Here is a 17,923-nt window from a genome sequence, read left to right as displayed (position 1 = left end):
CCGTAACCCGATTATGTTGTTACGGCTTTTTACTATTATTTATTAGCTCGCCACAGCCCTAAAATTTAAGTTGTTTTAATGACTGAGGAAAACCATGGAAATCAATTCAACCACACGCCTGAATAAATACATTAGCGAGAGCGGTATCTGCTCTAGACGTGAGGCTGATCGTTATATCGAGCAAGGTAATGTGTTCATTAACGGTAAACGTGCAGGTATTGGCGATCAAGTTTCTGCGGGAGACGTGGTCAAGGTCAATGGGCAGTTAATTGAACCACGCAACGAAGAAGATTTAGTCTTGATCGCGTTGAATAAGCCTGTTGGGATTGTCAGCACCACTGAAAGTGGCGAAAAAGATAATATTGTGGACTATGTGAATCACAGTACCCGCATTTTCCCAATTGGCCGCTTAGATAAAGACTCTCAAGGTTTGATCTTCCTGACGAACCACGGCGATTTAGTGAATAAAATCTTACGTGCGGGTAATGACCACGAGAAAGAGTACATCGTTACTGTAAACAAGCCGGTGACCGATGAATTTATTCGTGGTATGGGTGCTGGTGTGCCAATTCTCGGTACCATGACTAAGAAATGTAAAGTCAAAAAAGAGGCGCCGTTTGTTTTCCGTATTACGCTGGTTCAAGGTTTAAACCGCCAAATTCGCCGTATGACCGAACATTTTGGTTACGAAGTCACGAAGTTAGAACGAGTGCGGATTATGAATGTAAGGCTTACAGGTATTCCTGTAGGTGAGTGGCGTGATTTAACTGATGATGAGCTTATCGAGCTGTTTAATTTGATTGAAAAATCAGAGTCAGATGTTAAGCCTAAAAAAGCGGCAAAACCTCAAGTACGTAGTGGCAGTGGGAAGGCCGCAGGAAAACAAGGCACAGGTAGTCAAAAGCCGAAAGCAAATGCGGAACCACCGAAAAAGAAATTTACCCAGCCAGGACGTAAAAAGAAAAAACGTTAATTGGGCAAATGACAAAATAAAAGATAGTGAAGTGAGAAAAGGCTGAGGATGAGTTACCTGAAACTCGTTTGTACTTGGCCTTTTTTATTATGATTTTAGATCAAAGTTTTAGATAAAAGTCAGCCTCTTTATGGGCCGACAATGGTATGTAACTCACTTATTACACTTCATTTTTATTGAACACGTAACCCAACATCTAGCCAGCTTTGGCGAGTTGCCAATTCAATTTGATCACCAAACAGGTTTTTCGCTGAACGAATTGTTGCCTGAGCAAATTCAATAAAGGTTGCCGTATTTGATACGTTTGGATCCGACACTGCGGCGACCCAGATTTTCCCTGCCACTTCCCAAGAATAACCGCCCAATCTTGTTGCCAGTAAATAGAAGGCTTTGTTTGGAATTCCTGAGTTAATATGCACACCGCCATTATCCACATAGCGAGGTAAATCGCGATATTGCTGCATATGTCCCACTTGTGGATCATTGTTTGATTTAGTGAAATAGTAAGCGGTGCCCGGCTCTTTCATTGAGCGTAATGCAGGCCCCTTTTTCTTATCAATAAATAAGTTTTCTCCCAGTAACCAGTTGGACTGTTGCACAGTTTGTTTTTGAACATATTGCTTTGTCATCATCCCTAAAACGTCAGCGACCGATTCATTTAACGCACCGGATTGATTGACATAGTTAAAATCAGCTTGTGAGCTAATGTATCCATGAGCAAGTTCATGAGCGATTATGTCAATATCGTTGTAGAACGGGCCAAAAACAGTTCCATCACCATCCCCAAAGAAAATAGCTTGAGAATTCCAAAATGCATTGGAGTAGTTTTTGTCATAGTGGATAACCGCATTGATATCAGCATCACAACCAAACATCTGATCAATATTGAGTTTCTCCTTAAGGAATGAGCGGATCAGCCCAATAGCATCGAACACGCGGTGTGCTGGTACCGTCGGTGCTACTTTATCCTCTTCTCGCATAATAACGGCAAAATCGTTATGTGCCATATGCTCATCAGCTGGCATTTCTTCGCGGCGACAAATAGGTAGGCTAGAGTGGTTATGAGTGTAATTTTCTACGCGTTGCTGGGCATCACGGATCACTCGGTTGTAGGTGCCACCAGTGATGTTACAAGCATTAGCCAATAATTGACGTTGATAGCTCGCATCTTCTTCTGTGTAAGTCCGGCTCATAATGTCATTGATATGAAATAAGGTCGATTTTAAATCATTGCATTGGCTTTCTTGATAGAAGTGAGAGATTAAGCTAGGTGATAATAGTGAACGACCAAGTATTTGATTCATTTATAACTCCATTTTGTTTGACGAAATGGAATCATAAACGGTTGTGATTTTATTGTAACTATATGATAACTAAGCAATTAAATCAGTATCTGCTAATTTTTATTAGGAAAATTAGCAGATAAAAATCTGATTAATTACAAAAGTTTGTATTATTTATTGTGAGTGAGCCAATCTTTACCGGTGATCAAAAAGTCGGTATACAGCTTAGCTTCTGGACTCCCGGCTTCTGGGTGATAATCATATTCCCAACGCACTAATGGCGGCATAGACATCAAAATGGACTCTGTACGCCCGCCACTTTGTAAGCCAAATAGTGTGCCCCTGTCCCAGACAAGGTTAAATTCCACATAGCGCCCACGACGATAAAGCTGGAATTGGCGTTCACGCTCACCCCATGGGAGCTCTCGGCGCTTTTCAACAATCGGTACATAGGCTTGTAAAAAGCCATTGCCGACATCCTGAGTGAATGCAAAGCAAGAATCAAAGTCCCATTGGTTGAGGTCATCGTAGAATAATCCGCCGATGCCACGAGGCTCATTGCGATGTTTTAAGAAGAAATAGTCATCGCACCACTGTTTGAATTTAGGGTAAATATCGGTTCCATAAGGGGTGCAGAGTTCATTGGCGACGGTATGCCAATGGACAGCATCCTCTTCAAATCCATAATAGGGTGTTAAGTCGAAACCACCACCAAACCACCATACGGGGTCTGCACCTTCTTTTTCAGCAATGAAAAAGCGTACATTGGCATGTGTAGTCGGTATATAGGGGTTGAGAGGGTGGATAACTAATGAAACACCCATGGCTTGGTAGCTGCGTCCTGCTAATTCAGGACGATGTGCTGTGGCTGATGCGGGCATTTTTTCACCTTTGATATGTGAGAAATTCACACCAGCTTGTTCAAAAAGTGCGCCTTGGGTTAAGACTCGGCTGCGTCCACCACCACCTTCAGTACGTTCCCAAGTTTGTTCAAGGAAGGTTTCTTTGCCATCTAATTCTGTGATTTTTTGGCAAATGGTATCTTGCAAGTTTTGCAAATACGCTTTTACGCGATCAATATCTGGGTAATTCATTGTTTTTTAATAAAACCATCGGGAGAAATAAATTGGGTAAAGTATACCCCGTTGAGGTAAAAAAGGCATATTGATTATTGATTGTGTATCAAAAGCAGTGATAATGGCAGACAGTTTAGCTCAAACGGACAAGATGATGGAAATACGCATATTTCGCCAAAATGATTATGAAGAGGTGCTTACATTGTGGGAACGCTGTCAATTGAATGAAATTTCAGGTGATCCTGAATTAGATATTGAGCGTAAACTACAATGCGGCGCCGATCTTTTCCTTGTAGCCGAGGTCTCGGGTGAAGTGGTCGGAACTATTATGGGGGGCTATGATGGAATTCGTGGCACCGCCGTGTATTTAGCCGTTCATCCTGAATTTCGCGGGCGCGGTATTGCTAATGCGTTAGTGAGTCGTTTAGAGAAAAAATTGATTGCCCGTGGCTGTGGTAGAATCGAATTTTTGGTCAGCGAAGAGTCTGATTCGGCAATCTGTATGTTTGAAAAAATGTTATATGAAGAAGAGCAAGCTGAGCGTTTGATCTATTCGAAAAGATTGACTCACGAAGTGGATTTCTAAACTGCCGGTGATTATTTTCTTGAAGGTTTGGCTAAATAGCGTGAATCTTTTATGAAATGGACGGTCTCAGTATGCATTATATGACCCGCTAAAGAGGATGATATGTCCCAAAACGCATTCGTAACCCTATTTAAAGTTTCTCTACTCGGTGGTGCTGTGATGCTATCGGGCTGTGCTGGTAAAAGCCTATTGTCACCATCCACATGGTTTCATAGCCCTCTGATGATTTCAGAAGCGGGCGTGGGAGCAATCACAAGTTTGACCCCAATGGATCGTGATGTGATTAATAATCAACTTGATGACCGCTATGCAGTTCGTGGTGGTATGCAGCTTGAAAATGGTGAAATGGTTTCTGTGTTTCAAGCCATGAAAGATTTAGACGTTGAAGTCGAAGTCTTTGGCCCTGAAAAAGGCACCGTATCTCGTATTGTCGTGAATGATCCTGATATGCTCACTGAATGGGATACCCAAATTGGTACTGAGTTTAGCGACATTTACCAGAAGGCCTACGGCTCATGCTCCTTAGGGGAAGCGGTTGATAATGTACCGACGGTACTGTGTGTTGCACCGCAAAGCAGCAAAGTGGTTTATAAATTTAGCGGAAAATGGCAAGGACCCGAGAATTTAATGCCAGCGGATGAAGTGTTAAAAACATGGAAGGTGTCGCAAATTATTTGGCATAAATAAGTTACTTAGCAAAGATTTTGAACAAAAGACCGTAAGTTATTCGATTTAATAGGTAATAACTTACGGCTCTAATTTACTGATAATATTAGCATTTATCCTCTTCTCGCGTCAGACCCTTCTGATATCTTCTAGACTGACCAACTCTTGCGTTAAAACAAGGTGAAAATCATTATTAATGCGATAAACTAATTTAAAGTATAGGTTTGTGTAATTTATTCATTCTAAGGGGTTTATGCATGTCTCATTCCCAAAGTGGTATTTTGAAGGAACATAGTCGTTTTGGTATTTTTATTGAAGCCATGGTGATCGGCTCGCTCGAAGAGGTGAAATCAGGGTGCAAGATTTTTGTTGATGAATTAACCAAACTACAAGCAAAATTCCCTGATGATCGTCTTGGTGCCGTGATTGCATTTGGTTCAGATGTTTGGAAGCAGCTAGGACACGCCTGCGTTTCACCAGAATTAAAGCCATTTCGTACGCTCGGCAAAGGGCTAGCGCCTGCGACTCAGCGCGATATGTTTATTCATATTCAATCATTACGCCATGACATTAACTTTTCTCTGGCACAAGCCGCGCTAAAAGCATTTGGTTCATCCATTGAAGTGGTTGAAGAAATTCATGGTTTCCGTTGGGTTGAAGATAGAGATTTAAGCGGTTTCATTGATGGTACAGAAAACCCTCAAGGCGAAGAAATTGCTGAAGTGACGTTGATTAATCAAGGCGATGACATTGGTGGTAGCTATGTTATGGTGCAGCGCTATGAGCATGATCTGAAAAAATGGTCTCGTTTCTCTGAGCATGAACAAGAGAAAATGATTGGTCGTACTAAACACGATAGCGTTGAATTAGACGAAGATGCACGTAATAAAACATCTCACGTTTCTCGCGTGGTGATTGAAGAAGAGGGTGAAGAGCTCTCTGTTATGCGCCATAGCCTGCCATACGGCACGGCAAGTGGTAAACACGGTTTATTCTTTATTGCCTACTGCGCAACCATCCATAATATTGAACAGCAATTACTGAGCATGTTTGGTGAAACTGATGGTAAATATGATGATCTGCTGCGTATGACGAAAGCCGTTTCTGGCAGTTATTACTACGCGCCATCAATTGAAAGATTATTATCCCTATAATCTTATCGCGATAATTCAAGCTGTCGCTATCTGCGACAGCTTGAAAGTGTTTACTGATCGGTTTTTTGGAGTTCTTTACGCGCTGCGGCAGCAATGAATCCACTACGGCTTCCATACTCGGGGTTGGCTTTAACTAGCGTATCAATACGATGCAGTAAGCGATGAGGTAGCGTAATATTAATTCTTTCTGCACGACCATCATATTTATCCATATCGATATCAACGAATAACCAAAGACCATTTTGATATTCATCTTTTGCACAACTTAGATGCTCTTGCTGAGATTTTGGTTCAGGAATTTCAAACCCTTTTTCACTTAATAGTTCAAAGTGGGCATCGAGTGCCGATTTTGCATCAGTGTAAGCATCTTCAATATTGTTGCCAGCAAAAGTACAACCTTCAATATCTGGAAACCAACCACTCGCACTACCATCATGATCAATTTCAATAAAGGCTGGGTATAGCATGTTTTGTCTCCATAAAGATAGCGCTCGGAGCGTGTTAAAAGAGCGCGTCTTTAATTAATGTTTCAGTTTAGCCGCTTTAAGGATTTGATTCAGTGTGCCTATCTTTAAATCCTTTCGAGGATGCGGGACTGTGATAACAATTGAAAAGTCTGGATGAGAAAATTGGTGATGACTCCCTTTAACTCGCTCTAATTTCCATCCATTATTTTCTAACATATTTATCAGCTCCGAACTTTTCAAGATCCCTCCATTTCGTTAACTGATATACACACGGTACACACTCTTGTTGGGTTTGGCAAGTATGCATGTTTATTCTTAACGTTTTTATTCTAGGCTTAAATGAACCTTCCTCATTACATTAACTTCTTCAATTCCCTCTGAATTTTATGGCTTATTGCTATAACCTCTTTGTTATTCCAACTTGATATATTAAAAGATGATTGATAACTACAAAGTTATAACCAAAACATATACATTGTTTTTTATATTATGTTTGGGTTTAGTCACAAGTAGGGATCATATGAAAAAATCAATTTTAAAAAATACAAGTTTAGCGAGTTTGGCGATGTTCTCGTTACTGAGTAGTGCATCCCTGACAGCAGCTGAATTACTGAATAGTTCCTATGATATTTCAAGAGAGCTATTTGCGGCGTTAAACCCTGAATTTGAAAAACAGTGGGCGAAGGAAAACCCCAATGATCCACTAACAATCAAGCAGTCTCATGCGGGTTCATCGAAGCAAGCGCTGGCCATTTTACAAGGGTTAAAAGCGGATGTGGTGACGTTTAACCAAGTGACCGATGTGCAAATTCTCCATGATAAGGGGCAGTTAATCCCTGCGGATTGGCAAGCGCGTTTACCAAATAATAGCTCGCCTTATTATTCGACGATGGCGTTTTTAGTTCGTAAGGGTAATCCGAAAGGCATTAAAACGTGGGATGACCTCGCACGCAGTGATGTGAAACTGGTGTTCCCAAATCCCAAAACGTCGGGAAATGGTCGCTATACCTACCTAGGCGCATGGGGCGCATTTAACCAAGAAAATGGTAAAGATAGCGGAAAAACGCGCGAAAAAATGCAGCAATTCCTGAAAAATGTCGAAGTGTTTGATACGGGCGGCCGCGGTGCAACAACCTCATTTATCGAGCGAGGATTAGGGGATGTTTTAATTAGCTTTGAGTCTGAAGTGAACAACATCCGTAGCCAATACGGTGAGTCAGACTACGAAGTGATCGTGCCTCCAGTTGATATTTTGGCGGAATTCCCTGTCGCATGGGTAGACAAAAATGTGCAAAAAAATGGCACAGAAAAAACGGCAAAGGCCTACTTGAATTACCTCTACACACCAGAGGCACAAAATATTATTACTCGCTTTAATTATCGCGTGAATGACAAGCAGGTGATGGAAGCGAATAAGAGTAAGTTCCCGTCGACTCAGCTGTTTACGGTGGAATCACAATTTGGTAATTGGAACAATGTGATGAATGACCACTTTTCGACGGGAGGAGAATTTGATCAACTTATGGAACAAGGTCGTCGTTAATGCGTAAATCAGGAAAGCGGTTTTTACCCGGTTTCGGACTGACTTTAGGCAGTAGCTTGTTTTTCGTCTGTTTGATTTTGCTATTGCCTTTAAGCGCTCTCGTGGTGCAGCTTTCCGATATGACATGGCAGCAGTATTGGGCTGTGATCAGTTACCCTCAAGTGGTTGCTGCTTATAAAGTGACCTTATTGGCGGCTCTGGTAGCAAGCCTGTTTAATGCGGTTTTTGGCATGTTGCTGGCATGGATATTAACGCGCTATCGCTTTCCTGGACGTTTGTTTTTAGATGGACTGGTGGATTTACCTTTCGCGCTTCCTACGGCGGTTGCGGGGCTGACACTCGCAACCTTATTTGCTACATCGGGCTGGTATGGGCAGTATCTGCATCAGTTTGATATAAAAGTGGTGAACACATGGTTGGGTATCGCCGTTGCAATGGCCTTTACCAGTATTCCTTTTGTGGTCAGAACGGTTCAGCCGGTACTAGAAGAGCTAGGACCTGAATATGAAGAAGCGGCACAAACGCTAGGTGCAACACGCTGGCAAACTTTCCGCCGCGTTGTGTTACCTGAAGTTTCACCTGCACTGATTGCGGGAACCGTTTTATCTTTTACACGCAGCCTTGGTGAATTTGGGGCGATTATTTTTATCGCCGGAAACATTGCGTGGCAAACGGAGGTGGTCTCCTTAATGATTTTCAGTCAACTGCAGCAGTTTGATTACCCAGCCGCCAGTGCGATTGCATCGGTGATTCTGGCGGTGTCATTGCTTCTTTTATTCACAGTGAATGTGATCCAAAGCCGCTTTGGTAAACGCTTAGGGGGGCATTAATGGGCCAAGTAACGCCATTTCCAGTCACTCACCGTAGAAACATCAATTGGGGAAAATGGGCGCTCATTGGAATTGGGCTATTTTTCTCGGTACTGCTGCTGGTGGTGCCAATTATTTGGATTTTTATCACCGCATTTGAAAAGGGGTTGGGTGAAGTCCTCGTCAACTTAAGTAACCCAGACATGCTCCATGCTATCGGGTTAACGATTCTTATCGCGTTGATCACCGTGCCTGTTAACTTGGTTTTTGGCGTGATGCTGGCATGGCTGGTGACGCGTTTTCAGTTTCCGGGGCGCCAACTGTTATTGACCTTAGTTGATATTCCTTTTGCGGTTTCACCTGTGGTGGCGGGGCTACTCTATTTACTCTTTTACGGCTCGAATAGTTGGTTTGGCGGCTGGTTAGAAGGCTTTGATATTCAGGTGATGTTTTCATGGCCGGGTATGGCGTTGGTCACTATTTTTGTGACATGCCCATTTGTCGTCAGAGAGCTAGTGCCATTGATGCTAAGTCAGGGAAGCCAAGAGGACGAAGCAGCAACATTATTGGGTGCTTCAGGTTGGAAAATGTTTTGGCGAGTCACTCTACCTAATATTCGTTGGGCGCTACTTTATGGCGTGGTATTAACCAATGCGCGTGCCATTGGTGAGTTTGGTGCTGTGTCTGTGGTCTCGGGCGCTATTCGTGGTGAAACTTACACATTACCCCTGCAAGTAGAGTTGCTTCATCAAGATTACAATACGGTAGGCGCGTTCACTGCTGCGGCTATTTTAGCGTTATTAGCGATTATTACCTTGATTGTGAAAAGTGCTTTGCAATGGCATTTAAGCCGGCAGCAAACTGAGTCAGGAGTCCATTAATTATGAGTATTGAAATTAATCATGTCGGTAAATTGTTTGGTAAAACGTCTGTGCTGAACAATATCTCATTGGATATCGGCTCAGGGGAAATGGTGGCATTATTGGGGCCATCAGGCTCTGGGAAAACCACCTTGTTGCGTATCATTGCGGGGTTAGAGCAGCAAAGCCACGGTTCGTTACGTTTCCACGGTCAAGATGTGAGCCAAATCCATGCGAAAGATAGGCGTGTCGGTTTCGTGTTTCAACATTATGCGCTGTTTCGCCATATGACAGTTTTTGAAAATGTGGCGTTTGGTTTGACCGTCTTACCCCGAAAACAGCGACCATCAAAAACGGCGATTAAGCAAAAAGCGATGGCGCTGCTTGAGATGGTGCAATTAGCCCATTTGGCTGAACGTTTTCCTTCTCAGCTTTCTGGGGGGCAAAAACAGCGGGTAGCATTGGCGAGAGCATTAGCCGTAGAGCCGCAAATTTTGCTGTTAGACGAGCCGTTTGGCGCGCTAGACGCGCAGGTGCGTATTGAGTTACGTCGTTGGTTACGTCAGCTTCATGAAGAGTTGAAATTCACAAGTGTATTTGTGACTCACGACCAAGAGGAAGCGATGGAGGTTGCCGATCGTATTGTCGTGATGAGCCAAGGGCATATTGAACAAGTCGGCACGCCTAATGAAATTTGGCAATCACCGGAAACGCGTTTTGTGCTTGAATTTATGGGGGAGGTTAACAAAATCCCTGGTCAGATCCGTGGTTCACAGTTGCAGATAGCAAACTTTACCTTCCCACTCGCGCAGGTTAGTACTCAGCAAGGGGAGGTCGATGTGTTTATTCGCCCTTGGGATATTCGCTTGCAGAAAGAAATGGATGAGCAACACCAATTACCAGTAAGGATCATTGAATCAGGCCCTCGAGGGCACTTTTGGCAATTAACTGTGCAACCTTTAGGTTGGAGTGAGGAAACCTTGTCCGTGGTATGGCAGGATGCGCGTACCGTCCCTACAAGGGGAGAAAATTACTATCTTGGCAGCCAACAAACACAAATTTATCAGGGTAAAGACCCATTATTTTTCCCCTCTCTCGCTAAAAGCGCGTAGATTAATAAGGGATGATTGATTTTAGAATTAATTGTTAATTATATTATAAATCAATAAAAAATTATTATAAGGAAAAACACAGTGTCAACGTTGGAACAGTTTATTGGTCATACGCCGTTGGTTCGCTTGCAACGTCTAACGGAAGGTTTAGGTGCGGAAATCTGGGTAAAGCTTGAAGGAAATAACCCTGCCGGTTCAGTAAAAGATAGAGCAGCATTTTCGATGATCAACGAAGCGGAAAAACGCGGGGAGATCAAACCGGGAGATACGCTTATTGAAGCAACCAGTGGCAATACAGGGATCGCTTTAGCGATGATTGCTGCGGTGAAAGGTTACAAACTGAAACTGTTAATGCCAGACAACATGAGCCATGAGCGTAAAGCGTCTATGCAAGCTTATGGTGCAGAACTTATTTTAGTTAGCACGACAGTAGGAATGGAAGGGGCGAGGGACTTGGCTCAAGAAATGGCAAGCCGAGGCGAAGGGAAAGTGTTAGACCAATTTAATAACCCTGATAATCCTTTAGCCCATTTTAAAACCACAGGACCAGAAATCTGGCAACAAACTGCTGGCCGAATTACCCATTTTGTTTCCAGCATGGGGACGACAGGTACCATCACTGGCGTGAGTCGCTACTTAAAGCGTCAATCACAAGATGTGGAAATTGTTGGCTTGCAACCCGCTGAAAAGAGCCAAATTCCGGGTATTCGTCGTTGGTCTCCAGAGTATTTACCGGGGATTTTTGACAGCAAATTAGTGGATACTGTGCTCGATATTAATCAGCAAGAAGCCGAAGACACGATGCGAGCCTTAGCAAAACGTGAGGGTATTTTCTGTGGTGTGAGTTCAGGCGGTGCGGTAGCAGGGGCGTTGCGTGTGGCAAAAGAGAACCCTAATGCTGTGATTGTGGCAATTATTTGTGACCGCGGTGACCGTTATTTGTCGACAGGCGTTTTTGATAAGTAACCGTTTTTTGATAAGTAACCGTTTAGAAAAGAGCATCCAACAAAAAACCACCAGGGCAAAAATGTCGCTGGTGGTTTGTTATTAAGCGGTTTTTTAAGGTTTAGCTTAAAGTTTAGCGCAATTATTTCTTAATACGCATAATGACTGTTTCACCTACAGTCACGGCACCGCTTAATTTATTCAGCTCTTTGATCTCGTCCATGTTTGAAATAACAACTGGAGTTAGAACTGATTTTGCTTTTTCTTCTAACAGGGCTAAGTCAAACTCAATGACAACGTCGCCTTTTTTCACAGATTGGCCTTCTTCTGCGATACGTTTAAAGCCTTCGCCTTTGAGTTCAACAGTATCAATACCGAAGTGAACAAACAGTTCGATACCATCATCAGATTCAATAGAAAACGCATGGTTAGTTTCAAAGATTTTACCGATTGTACCATCAACCGGAGCCACAATTTTGTTGCCAGAAGGCTTGATAGCAATACCGTCACCAACAATTTTTTCTGCGAACACAACGTCTGGTACATCTTCAATATTGACTATCTCGCCTGATAATGGCGCGATAATTTCAATATTGCCACTGCTACTCTTGTCTTCCGAAACTAGTGATTTCAGTTTGTCAAACAGACCCATGGACCTTCTCCTAATCGTTTTATATGGGACCGAACTAATGTGCTGCTGTTAGCATAACGTTTTTTCTTGGATAAAGGTATCGACAAGTTTCATCAATTCATCGGCTGTTGGTTGAGCAAGTGCTTGTTCCGCTAGCGCCTGAGTATCTGCAAAATTCGCATTACGAATTAGCTTTTTGATACGAGGAATTGAGATTGCGCTCATACTAAATTCGTCCAGCCCCATGCCTAACAGCAATAAGGTTGCACGTTCATCACCTGCTAATTCACCACACATACCCGTCCATTTACCTTCTGCGTGAGAAGCGTCAATCACTTGTTTGATCAAGTTCAAGACGGCTGGAGACATCGGATTATAAAGGTGTGAAATCAGCTCATTACCACGGTCAACCGCTAAAGTGTATTGAGTGAGATCATTCGTCCCAATACTAAAGAAATCAACTTCCTTCGCCAAATGATGTGCAATGACTGCCGCAGCTGGCGTTTCCACCATAATACCGACTTCAATCGTTTCATCAAAGGCTTTACCTTCTTCTCGTAGCTGCTCTTTAAGCATCTCAAGTTCTGCTTTCAGTTCTCGAACTTCTTCGACAGAAATAACCATCGGGAACATGATACGCAGTTTACCAAATTTAGATGCCCTTAAAATAGCTCTTAATTGAGAGTGTAGAATTTCTTTGCGGTCAAGACAAATACGAATTGCACGCCAGCCAAGGAATGGGTTCTCTTCCTTTGGTAAGTTCATGTAAGGTAAGTCTTTATCGCCACCAATATCCATTGTACGTACAATCACTGCTTGGCTGCCCATGGCTTCGGCCACAGCTTTATACGCTTGGAATTGCTCTTCTTCTGTTGGCAGAGCGTCTCTGTCCATAAATAAGAATTCAGTGCGGTATAAACCTACACCTTCTGCACCATTACGCTCAGCACCCGCGACATCACGGACAGTACCGATGTTTGCACAGACTTCAACTTGATGGCCATCGAGGGTCATTGCGGGTAAATCTTTTAATTTTGCGAGCTCTTCTTTTTCTTTCAAGTATTCAGTATTGAATGCTTTGAGTTTGTCAATTTCGCTTTCTGATGGGTTTAGATAAACTTTATTGTTGACGCCATCAAGCACGATAAAGTCGCCATTTTTCACTTTGCTGGTTGCATCGGTGGTACCCACAATCGCAGGAATTTCCAGTGAACGCGCCATGATAGAGGTATGGGAAGTACGACCACCGAGATCAGTGATAAAACCTAATACTTTGTCTAAGTTTAACTGAGCGGTTTCGGATGGGGTCAAATCAGGGGCGACTAAAATAACTTCTTCGGTGATTGCGCTTAAATCCACAATCGGCATATTAAGAATATTTCTGAGTAGGCGTTTACCAATGTCGCGTACGTCAGCAGCACGCTCTTTTAGGTATTCGTCATCTAATGCTTCTAATGCTTGGGCTTGGTCTTCAATGACTGAGTAAACCGCCGCATCTGCAGTTTTTTTATCGCCTTTGATGAGAGAGACAATTTCTTGCTCTAATTCTTCATCTTCCAGCAGCATGATATGACCTTCAAAAATCTCAGCTTTTTCCGCACCAAGATTTTTTTCTGCTTTATCTTTGATAAGGCTAAGCTGTTCAGCTGATTTATTACGTCCATCAATGAAGTTTTGGATCTCTTTATCGATTTGTTCGTCAGTGATTTTACGGGTGCTGACAACAATAGGATCTTCTTTGAGGATGAGAGCCTGACCAAAAGCAAAACCTGGGGATACTAAAATTCCTGAAATCATAATATTACCTTACTACTGATAGGAGATTTGATGTTGCAGAGACAACAGTAGATATAAGTGATTAAGCAGGTGTCCCCGAATAATCTATTCAGGGACAGGGAATTATTACGTTAAAACAAGATGGCAAAGTGAAAAGTTATTCTAATTCGCCCATCAGTTTAACTAAAAATTCAACCGCTTGTTGCTCATCTTCACCTTCAGCAGAAATGGTGACTACGGTGCCTTGGGTTAAACCTAATGTTTGTAGTTTGAACAGGCTTTTTGCGCTAGCTGATTTGCCGCCTGAACTCAGCGTAATATCTGAAGTGAATGCTTTTGCTTCTTTAACAAATTGAGCCGCAGGACGAGTATGTAAACCGTTAGGTGCTGTAATAGTAACTTCTTGCTGGAACATAATATTTCCTCAGTGATTTTAAGTTTTTTATGATGACACAGCCTATTGTAGATGAAATATGCTGAGCATGCGTATAATTTAGATTATCAACGATTCATTTGGTTTTCTACTTTGTTTAGTATCAACCAAATTATCATTTTTTTAGCTTAAATTTCACACGACGCTTTTAGTGAGTATTTCGCCATTCAATCGATGAGTGACTAAAAAATGATTAATTTCGAGGTGTGAAATAATTACTATGTTTAATACTAAATGCCGCATAATAAATCATCCCAATCCGTGCTAATCTATGATCTCACCCACAAAAAAAGCACCTAATTGGTGCTTTTTTAACGTAATGTTAACTTAACAATCATTATTCGGCATTAATATCTGCAAACAGTGCGGTGGATAAGTAACGCTCTCCTGAAGACGGCAAAATGACCACAATATTTTTGTCTTTATATTCAGGTAGTGCAGCGAGTTTGCTTGCGGCAGCAATGGCTGCACCGGATGAAATACCTGCTAGGATGCCTTCTTTTTCCATTAACTCACGAGCGGTTGAAATCGCTTCGTCATCGGTAATTTGCAGGACTTTGTCAATAATAGAAAGGTCTAAGTTGCCAGGGATAAAGCCAGCACCGATACCTTGGATTTTATGGGCGCCTGGCTTAATTTCTTCACCTGCAAGAGCTTGAGTGATCACAGGAGACGTTGCGGGTTCAACGGCCACCATCACCACATCTTTTTTCCCTTTTGTTTGCTTTAAATAGCGTCCAATACCTGTGATAGTTCCGCCAGTTCCAACGCCAGAAATCACGACATCCACGTTGCCATCGGTATCATTCCAAATTTCAGGTCCAGTAGTTTTCTCGTGAATAGCTGGGTTGGCTGGGTTGCTAAATTGCTGTAATAGTAGATATTTACTTGGGTTGCTGTTGACGATTTCTTCTGCTTTAGCAATGGCGCCTTTCATACCTTTGGCGCCTTCAGTCAGGATTAAATTAGCGCCAAGGGCTTTTAGAAGTTTACGGCGTTCGACACTCATGGTTTCTGGCATGGTTAGCGTCAGTTTATAACCGCGAGCCGCAGCTACGTAAGCGAGGGCAATACCGGTATTCCCGCTTGTTGGCTCAACCAGTTCTTTATCTTTTGTCAGGAGGCCTTTTTTCTCTGCATCCCAAATCATGTTCGAGCCCACACGGCATTTCACACTGAAGCTTGGGTTACGAGATTCCACTTTTGCCAAAATATTACCGTTGCCAAAATGCTGTAAACGCACTAATGGGGTATTTCCAATGGTCAACGAATTATCTTCATAAATTTTGCTCATGGGACATCCTTAAAATTAACGGTTAGCCAAGAATTAGGTGTGTTTTGAAAATTGAATATGAATTCAACATACTTGAACATCTGATTATTGCAAATATGATTTAACGCTAGATTATAACCGTAAGTTATTTAAAATCGCATTATTATAACTAAGGAGGGAGGTTTTGTATCGGGAGGATAACAGAAGCGGTGGAGAAGGATATGCAGATAGGTACCTGCATATCCCCAGAAAGTGTTAGTTTCGAGACGGACTAATAGCGCGCGTAACGAGCGCGATAACGGTCAACCCACATTAAGGTTGCGCCACAAATCGCAACTGGCATGATGACTAAGTTTAAAATCGGGATCATCATTAATAAGCTGACGGCACCACCAAATTGAATGTTGTTCACTCGGTCTTTTGAGAGTGCTTGCTTCATGTCGTTGAACCCAACTCGGTGGTTATCAAATGGGTAATCGCAATATTGAATGGACATCATCCAAGCGCCGAACAGGAACCATAATACGGGCGCAACAGTTTGCCCAATACCTGGAATAAAGAACAGCACTAATAACACGATGGCTCGCGGTAAATAGTAAGCAATTCGCACGAATTCGCGTTTAATCATGCGTGGTACATCTTTGAGCAATTCAGCCATTCCCGTATCAGGTGCGGGCTTACCTGTCAGTTCAGCTTCTAAATGCTCTGATAGCCAGCCGTTAAACGGGGCAGCAATGATATTGGCAATAGTGCTAAAGAAATAGCTAAAAACCAGTAAGATAGAAATGACGGCAACAGGCCAAATCAGATAGTCAAGCCATTGTAGCCAGCTAGGAATGTAGCTCATAACCTGCTCAATCCATCCGCCAAGCTTGCTGTATAACCACCAAAAAGCGCCTCCAAGAAGCAGAATGTTTGCTAATAGGGGTAAAAGAACAAAACGCTTAATGCCTGGACGAGTGATTAGTCGCCACCCTTGTGAAAAGTAATAAAAACCAGAGTGATTTTTTTGTGGCGAAAATGTCGATTGGGTCATACTTCTTATTATCTCCTTTGCGGGTGAGCATGTATCATATAGGTATGAAATTACACTGACTAGTGATAATTTTGTTTAAAAAAACAGCAAACGAAGGCGGAATATTCTCTTTCTTGTAAGAAAATCGTTCTGAGGGTTGCACTTAGAGCAATTGAGAAATAATCTTAAGGTAGTTTCCGCCGTGATGGCATCATTATTCATCAACTAGAGATAGCAGCGATGCAGGATTTGCGTCTAATATTAGTGGTCGTAGGTGCGATAGCCATTGTCGCTTTATTACTGCATGGTTTATGGACCAGCCGTAAAGAGCGCTCTAGGTTATTTCACGACAGACCTGTAAAACGTAGAAAGAATGACACGCAGGAAAATTCATCAGAATATGATGATTCTGCTCTGTTTACTGAAAATCAACCGGCCCAAAAAGCCGCCGTTGAAGATCAGCCTATCTATATGGTGAAAGAGGAGCCGCGTGCTGAGTCTGTCTCTCAACCCCATATAATTCAACGTGACGCGGAGCCTGAGTTTAATTTAACTGCAGAGCACTCACCACAGCCCGCTTCAAAGCCAGTTAAACCAACAGCTTCTGAGCCTGTGTTTGCTCCACATGTTGATAATCGCCATGCTCCTGAGCAATTGACGATTAATATGGCGGATGAAGCTGATTTACAAGAGCATGTTTCAGAGCCGATACGTATTCATACAGAACCTAAAATCCATATTTCTGTGGCGCAAGCGCCTGTACCACAAGAGTCTGCTCATCAAGAAGCGGCACAACCAGTGGCTCAGCCTCATACCGAAGTAAAGCGCGAAGCACCAAGTGCACCAGCTGAAAAAGCGGCAGTTGCAAGTGAAAAAGAAATTGTTTTGGTACTGCATGTTGCAGCGCATCATGGGATGGTTCTTGAAGGTGAAGCATTACTGCAAAGTATTCTTCAAGCTGGCTTCCAATTCGGTGCCATGAATATCTTCCACCGTCACGTTCATCCTGCGGGATCGGGTCCAGTATTATTTAGTCTGGCAAACATGGTGAAACCGGGGTCATTTGACCCAGAAGCCATGTCTGATTTCACTACGCCGGGCGTCTCTATCTTTATGATGGTGCCGTCTTATGGTGAAGCTAGTCAGAACTTTAAATTAATGCTCCAAGCGGCACAGCGTATTGCATCAGATGCAGGTGGTGTTGTGTTGGATGATGAACGAAAAATACTGACACCTCAAAAAATAGAGGTGTATCATGCAAGAATTCGAAATACATTAAGTTAATTAAAACCCCCGATTCAGGGGGTTTTTTATATCTATT

General features: G+C 42.6%; 19 protein-coding genes. 10 read left to right on the top strand and 9 right to left on the bottom strand.

The window, feature by feature from the left end; translation table 11 throughout:
• Window positions 1-94 precede the first annotated feature (94 nt).
• A complete protein-coding gene (rluF, locus tag LDO51_RS18960; protein ID WP_225575801.1) occupies window positions 95-973 on the top strand; it encodes a 23S rRNA pseudouridine(2604) synthase RluF in 879 nt (292 codons plus the stop codon).
• Between the two features lie 173 nt (window positions 974-1,146).
• On the opposite strand, the gene LDO51_RS18955 is transcribed toward rluF, so the two are convergent.
• Together LDO51_RS18955 and hemF are read right to left on the bottom strand one after the other, a co-directional pair.
• Window positions 1,147-2,277 carry a M4 family metallopeptidase gene (locus tag LDO51_RS18955; protein WP_225575800.1) on the bottom strand — a complete coding sequence of 377 codons (1,131 nt, stop codon included), beginning with the start codon at window positions 2,275-2,277 and terminating at the stop codon, window positions 1,147-1,149.
• Between the two features lie 149 nt (window positions 2,278-2,426).
• The gene (hemF, locus tag LDO51_RS18950) at window positions 2,427-3,350 is read right to left on the bottom strand and encodes an oxygen-dependent coproporphyrinogen oxidase (protein WP_225575799.1); all 924 of its coding nucleotides are present in this window, start codon (window positions 3,348-3,350) and stop codon (window positions 2,427-2,429) included.
• A gap of 136 nt (window positions 3,351-3,486) precedes the next feature.
• Between hemF and LDO51_RS18945 the strand changes: the two genes are divergently transcribed.
• From LDO51_RS18945 to LDO51_RS18935, 3 genes are all read left to right on the top strand, one after another.
• The gene (locus LDO51_RS18945) at window positions 3,487-3,918 is read left to right on the top strand and encodes a GNAT family acetyltransferase (protein WP_225577314.1); all 432 of its coding nucleotides are present in this window, start codon (window positions 3,487-3,489) and stop codon (window positions 3,916-3,918) included.
• A 102-nt stretch (window positions 3,919-4,020) separates the two neighbouring features.
• The gene (locus LDO51_RS18940; RefSeq protein WP_225575798.1) at window positions 4,021-4,605 is read left to right on the top strand and encodes an RpoE-regulated lipoprotein; all 585 of its coding nucleotides are present in this window, start codon (window positions 4,021-4,023) and stop codon (window positions 4,603-4,605) included.
• Between the two features lie 236 nt (window positions 4,606-4,841).
• The gene (locus LDO51_RS18935) at window positions 4,842-5,738 is read left to right on the top strand and encodes a Dyp-type peroxidase (protein ID WP_225575797.1); all 897 of its coding nucleotides are present in this window, start codon (window positions 4,842-4,844) and stop codon (window positions 5,736-5,738) included.
• Window positions 5,739-5,788: 50 nt separating this feature from the next.
• Here the strand turns inward: LDO51_RS18935 and LDO51_RS18930 are convergent, their stop codons facing one another.
• Together LDO51_RS18930 and LDO51_RS18925 are read right to left on the bottom strand one after the other, a co-directional pair.
• Window positions 5,789-6,205: a type II toxin-antitoxin system HicB family antitoxin gene (locus LDO51_RS18930; protein ID WP_225575796.1), complete on the bottom strand. Its 417-nt coding sequence runs from the start codon at window positions 6,203-6,205 to the stop codon at window positions 5,789-5,791.
• 54 nt (window positions 6,206-6,259) lie between these two features.
• On the bottom strand, window positions 6,260-6,445 hold the full coding sequence (locus LDO51_RS18925) for a type II toxin-antitoxin system HicA family toxin (protein WP_132495542.1): 186 nt from the start codon (window positions 6,443-6,445) through the stop codon (window positions 6,260-6,262).
• 280 nt (window positions 6,446-6,725) lie between these two features.
• Here LDO51_RS18925 and LDO51_RS18920 point away from each other — a divergent pair, with 280 nt between their 5' ends.
• The 5 genes from LDO51_RS18920 to cysM all read left to right on the top strand — a co-directional run bounded on the left by LDO51_RS18920 (window position 6,726) and on the right by cysM (window position 11,495).
• A complete protein-coding gene (locus LDO51_RS18920) occupies window positions 6,726-7,748 on the top strand; it encodes a sulfate ABC transporter substrate-binding protein (protein ID WP_225575795.1) in 1,023 nt (340 codons plus the stop codon).
• The gene (gene cysT, locus LDO51_RS18915; protein ID WP_036949525.1) at window positions 7,748-8,578 is read left to right on the top strand and encodes a sulfate/thiosulfate ABC transporter permease CysT; all 831 of its coding nucleotides are present in this window, start codon (window positions 7,748-7,750) and stop codon (window positions 8,576-8,578) included. The genes LDO51_RS18920 and cysT overlap by 1 nt, the downstream gene beginning before the upstream one ends.
• Window positions 8,578-9,438 carry a sulfate/thiosulfate ABC transporter permease CysW gene (cysW, locus tag LDO51_RS18910; protein WP_225575794.1) on the top strand — a complete coding sequence of 287 codons (861 nt, stop codon included), beginning with the start codon at window positions 8,578-8,580 and terminating at the stop codon, window positions 9,436-9,438. The genes cysT and cysW overlap by 1 nt, the downstream gene beginning before the upstream one ends.
• Before the next feature lie 2 nt (window positions 9,439-9,440).
• Window positions 9,441-10,529, top strand: a complete 1,089-nt coding sequence (cysA, locus tag LDO51_RS18905) for a sulfate/thiosulfate ABC transporter ATP-binding protein CysA (protein WP_225575793.1) — start codon at window positions 9,441-9,443, stop codon at window positions 10,527-10,529.
• A gap of 81 nt (window positions 10,530-10,610) precedes the next feature.
• Window positions 10,611-11,495, top strand: a complete 885-nt coding sequence (cysM, locus tag LDO51_RS18900; protein WP_225575792.1) for a cysteine synthase CysM — start codon at window positions 10,611-10,613, stop codon at window positions 11,493-11,495.
• Between the two features lie 121 nt (window positions 11,496-11,616).
• Here the strand turns inward: cysM and crr are convergent, their stop codons facing one another.
• From crr to cysZ, 5 genes are all read right to left on the bottom strand, one after another.
• A complete protein-coding gene (gene crr, locus LDO51_RS18895) occupies window positions 11,617-12,126 on the bottom strand; it encodes a PTS glucose transporter subunit IIA (RefSeq protein ID WP_225575791.1) in 510 nt (169 codons plus the stop codon).
• Window positions 12,127-12,174: 48 nt separating this feature from the next.
• Window positions 12,175-13,902: a phosphoenolpyruvate-protein phosphotransferase PtsI gene (gene ptsI / locus LDO51_RS18890; protein ID WP_225575790.1), complete on the bottom strand. Its 1,728-nt coding sequence runs from the start codon at window positions 13,900-13,902 to the stop codon at window positions 12,175-12,177.
• Between the two features lie 136 nt (window positions 13,903-14,038).
• The gene (gene ptsH, locus LDO51_RS18885; protein ID WP_006658608.1) at window positions 14,039-14,296 is read right to left on the bottom strand and encodes a phosphocarrier protein Hpr; all 258 of its coding nucleotides are present in this window, start codon (window positions 14,294-14,296) and stop codon (window positions 14,039-14,041) included.
• 355 nt (window positions 14,297-14,651) lie between these two features.
• Complete coding sequence (gene cysK, locus LDO51_RS18880; protein WP_225575789.1) at window positions 14,652-15,608, bottom strand: cysteine synthase A; 957 nt, start codon at window positions 15,606-15,608, stop codon at window positions 14,652-14,654.
• 250 nt (window positions 15,609-15,858) lie between these two features.
• Window positions 15,859-16,623 carry a sulfate transporter CysZ gene (gene cysZ, locus LDO51_RS18875; protein WP_225575788.1) on the bottom strand — a complete coding sequence of 255 codons (765 nt, stop codon included), beginning with the start codon at window positions 16,621-16,623 and terminating at the stop codon, window positions 15,859-15,861.
• 219 nt (window positions 16,624-16,842) lie between these two features.
• On the opposite strand from cysZ, the gene zipA reads away from it, so the two are divergent.
• The gene (gene zipA, locus LDO51_RS18870) at window positions 16,843-17,886 is read left to right on the top strand and encodes a cell division protein ZipA (protein ID WP_225575787.1); all 1,044 of its coding nucleotides are present in this window, start codon (window positions 16,843-16,845) and stop codon (window positions 17,884-17,886) included.
• Window positions 17,887-17,923: the final 37 nt, after the last annotated feature.

Origin of the sequence: Providencia alcalifaciens (assembly GCF_020271745.1) — a bacterium.
In the GTDB taxonomy this organism is placed as follows: Bacteria; Pseudomonadota; Gammaproteobacteria; order Enterobacterales; family Enterobacteriaceae; genus Providencia; species Providencia alcalifaciens_B.
The sequence above is the reverse complement of the archived record's forward strand: the minus strand, read 5'-3'. Positions and strand labels throughout refer to the sequence as shown.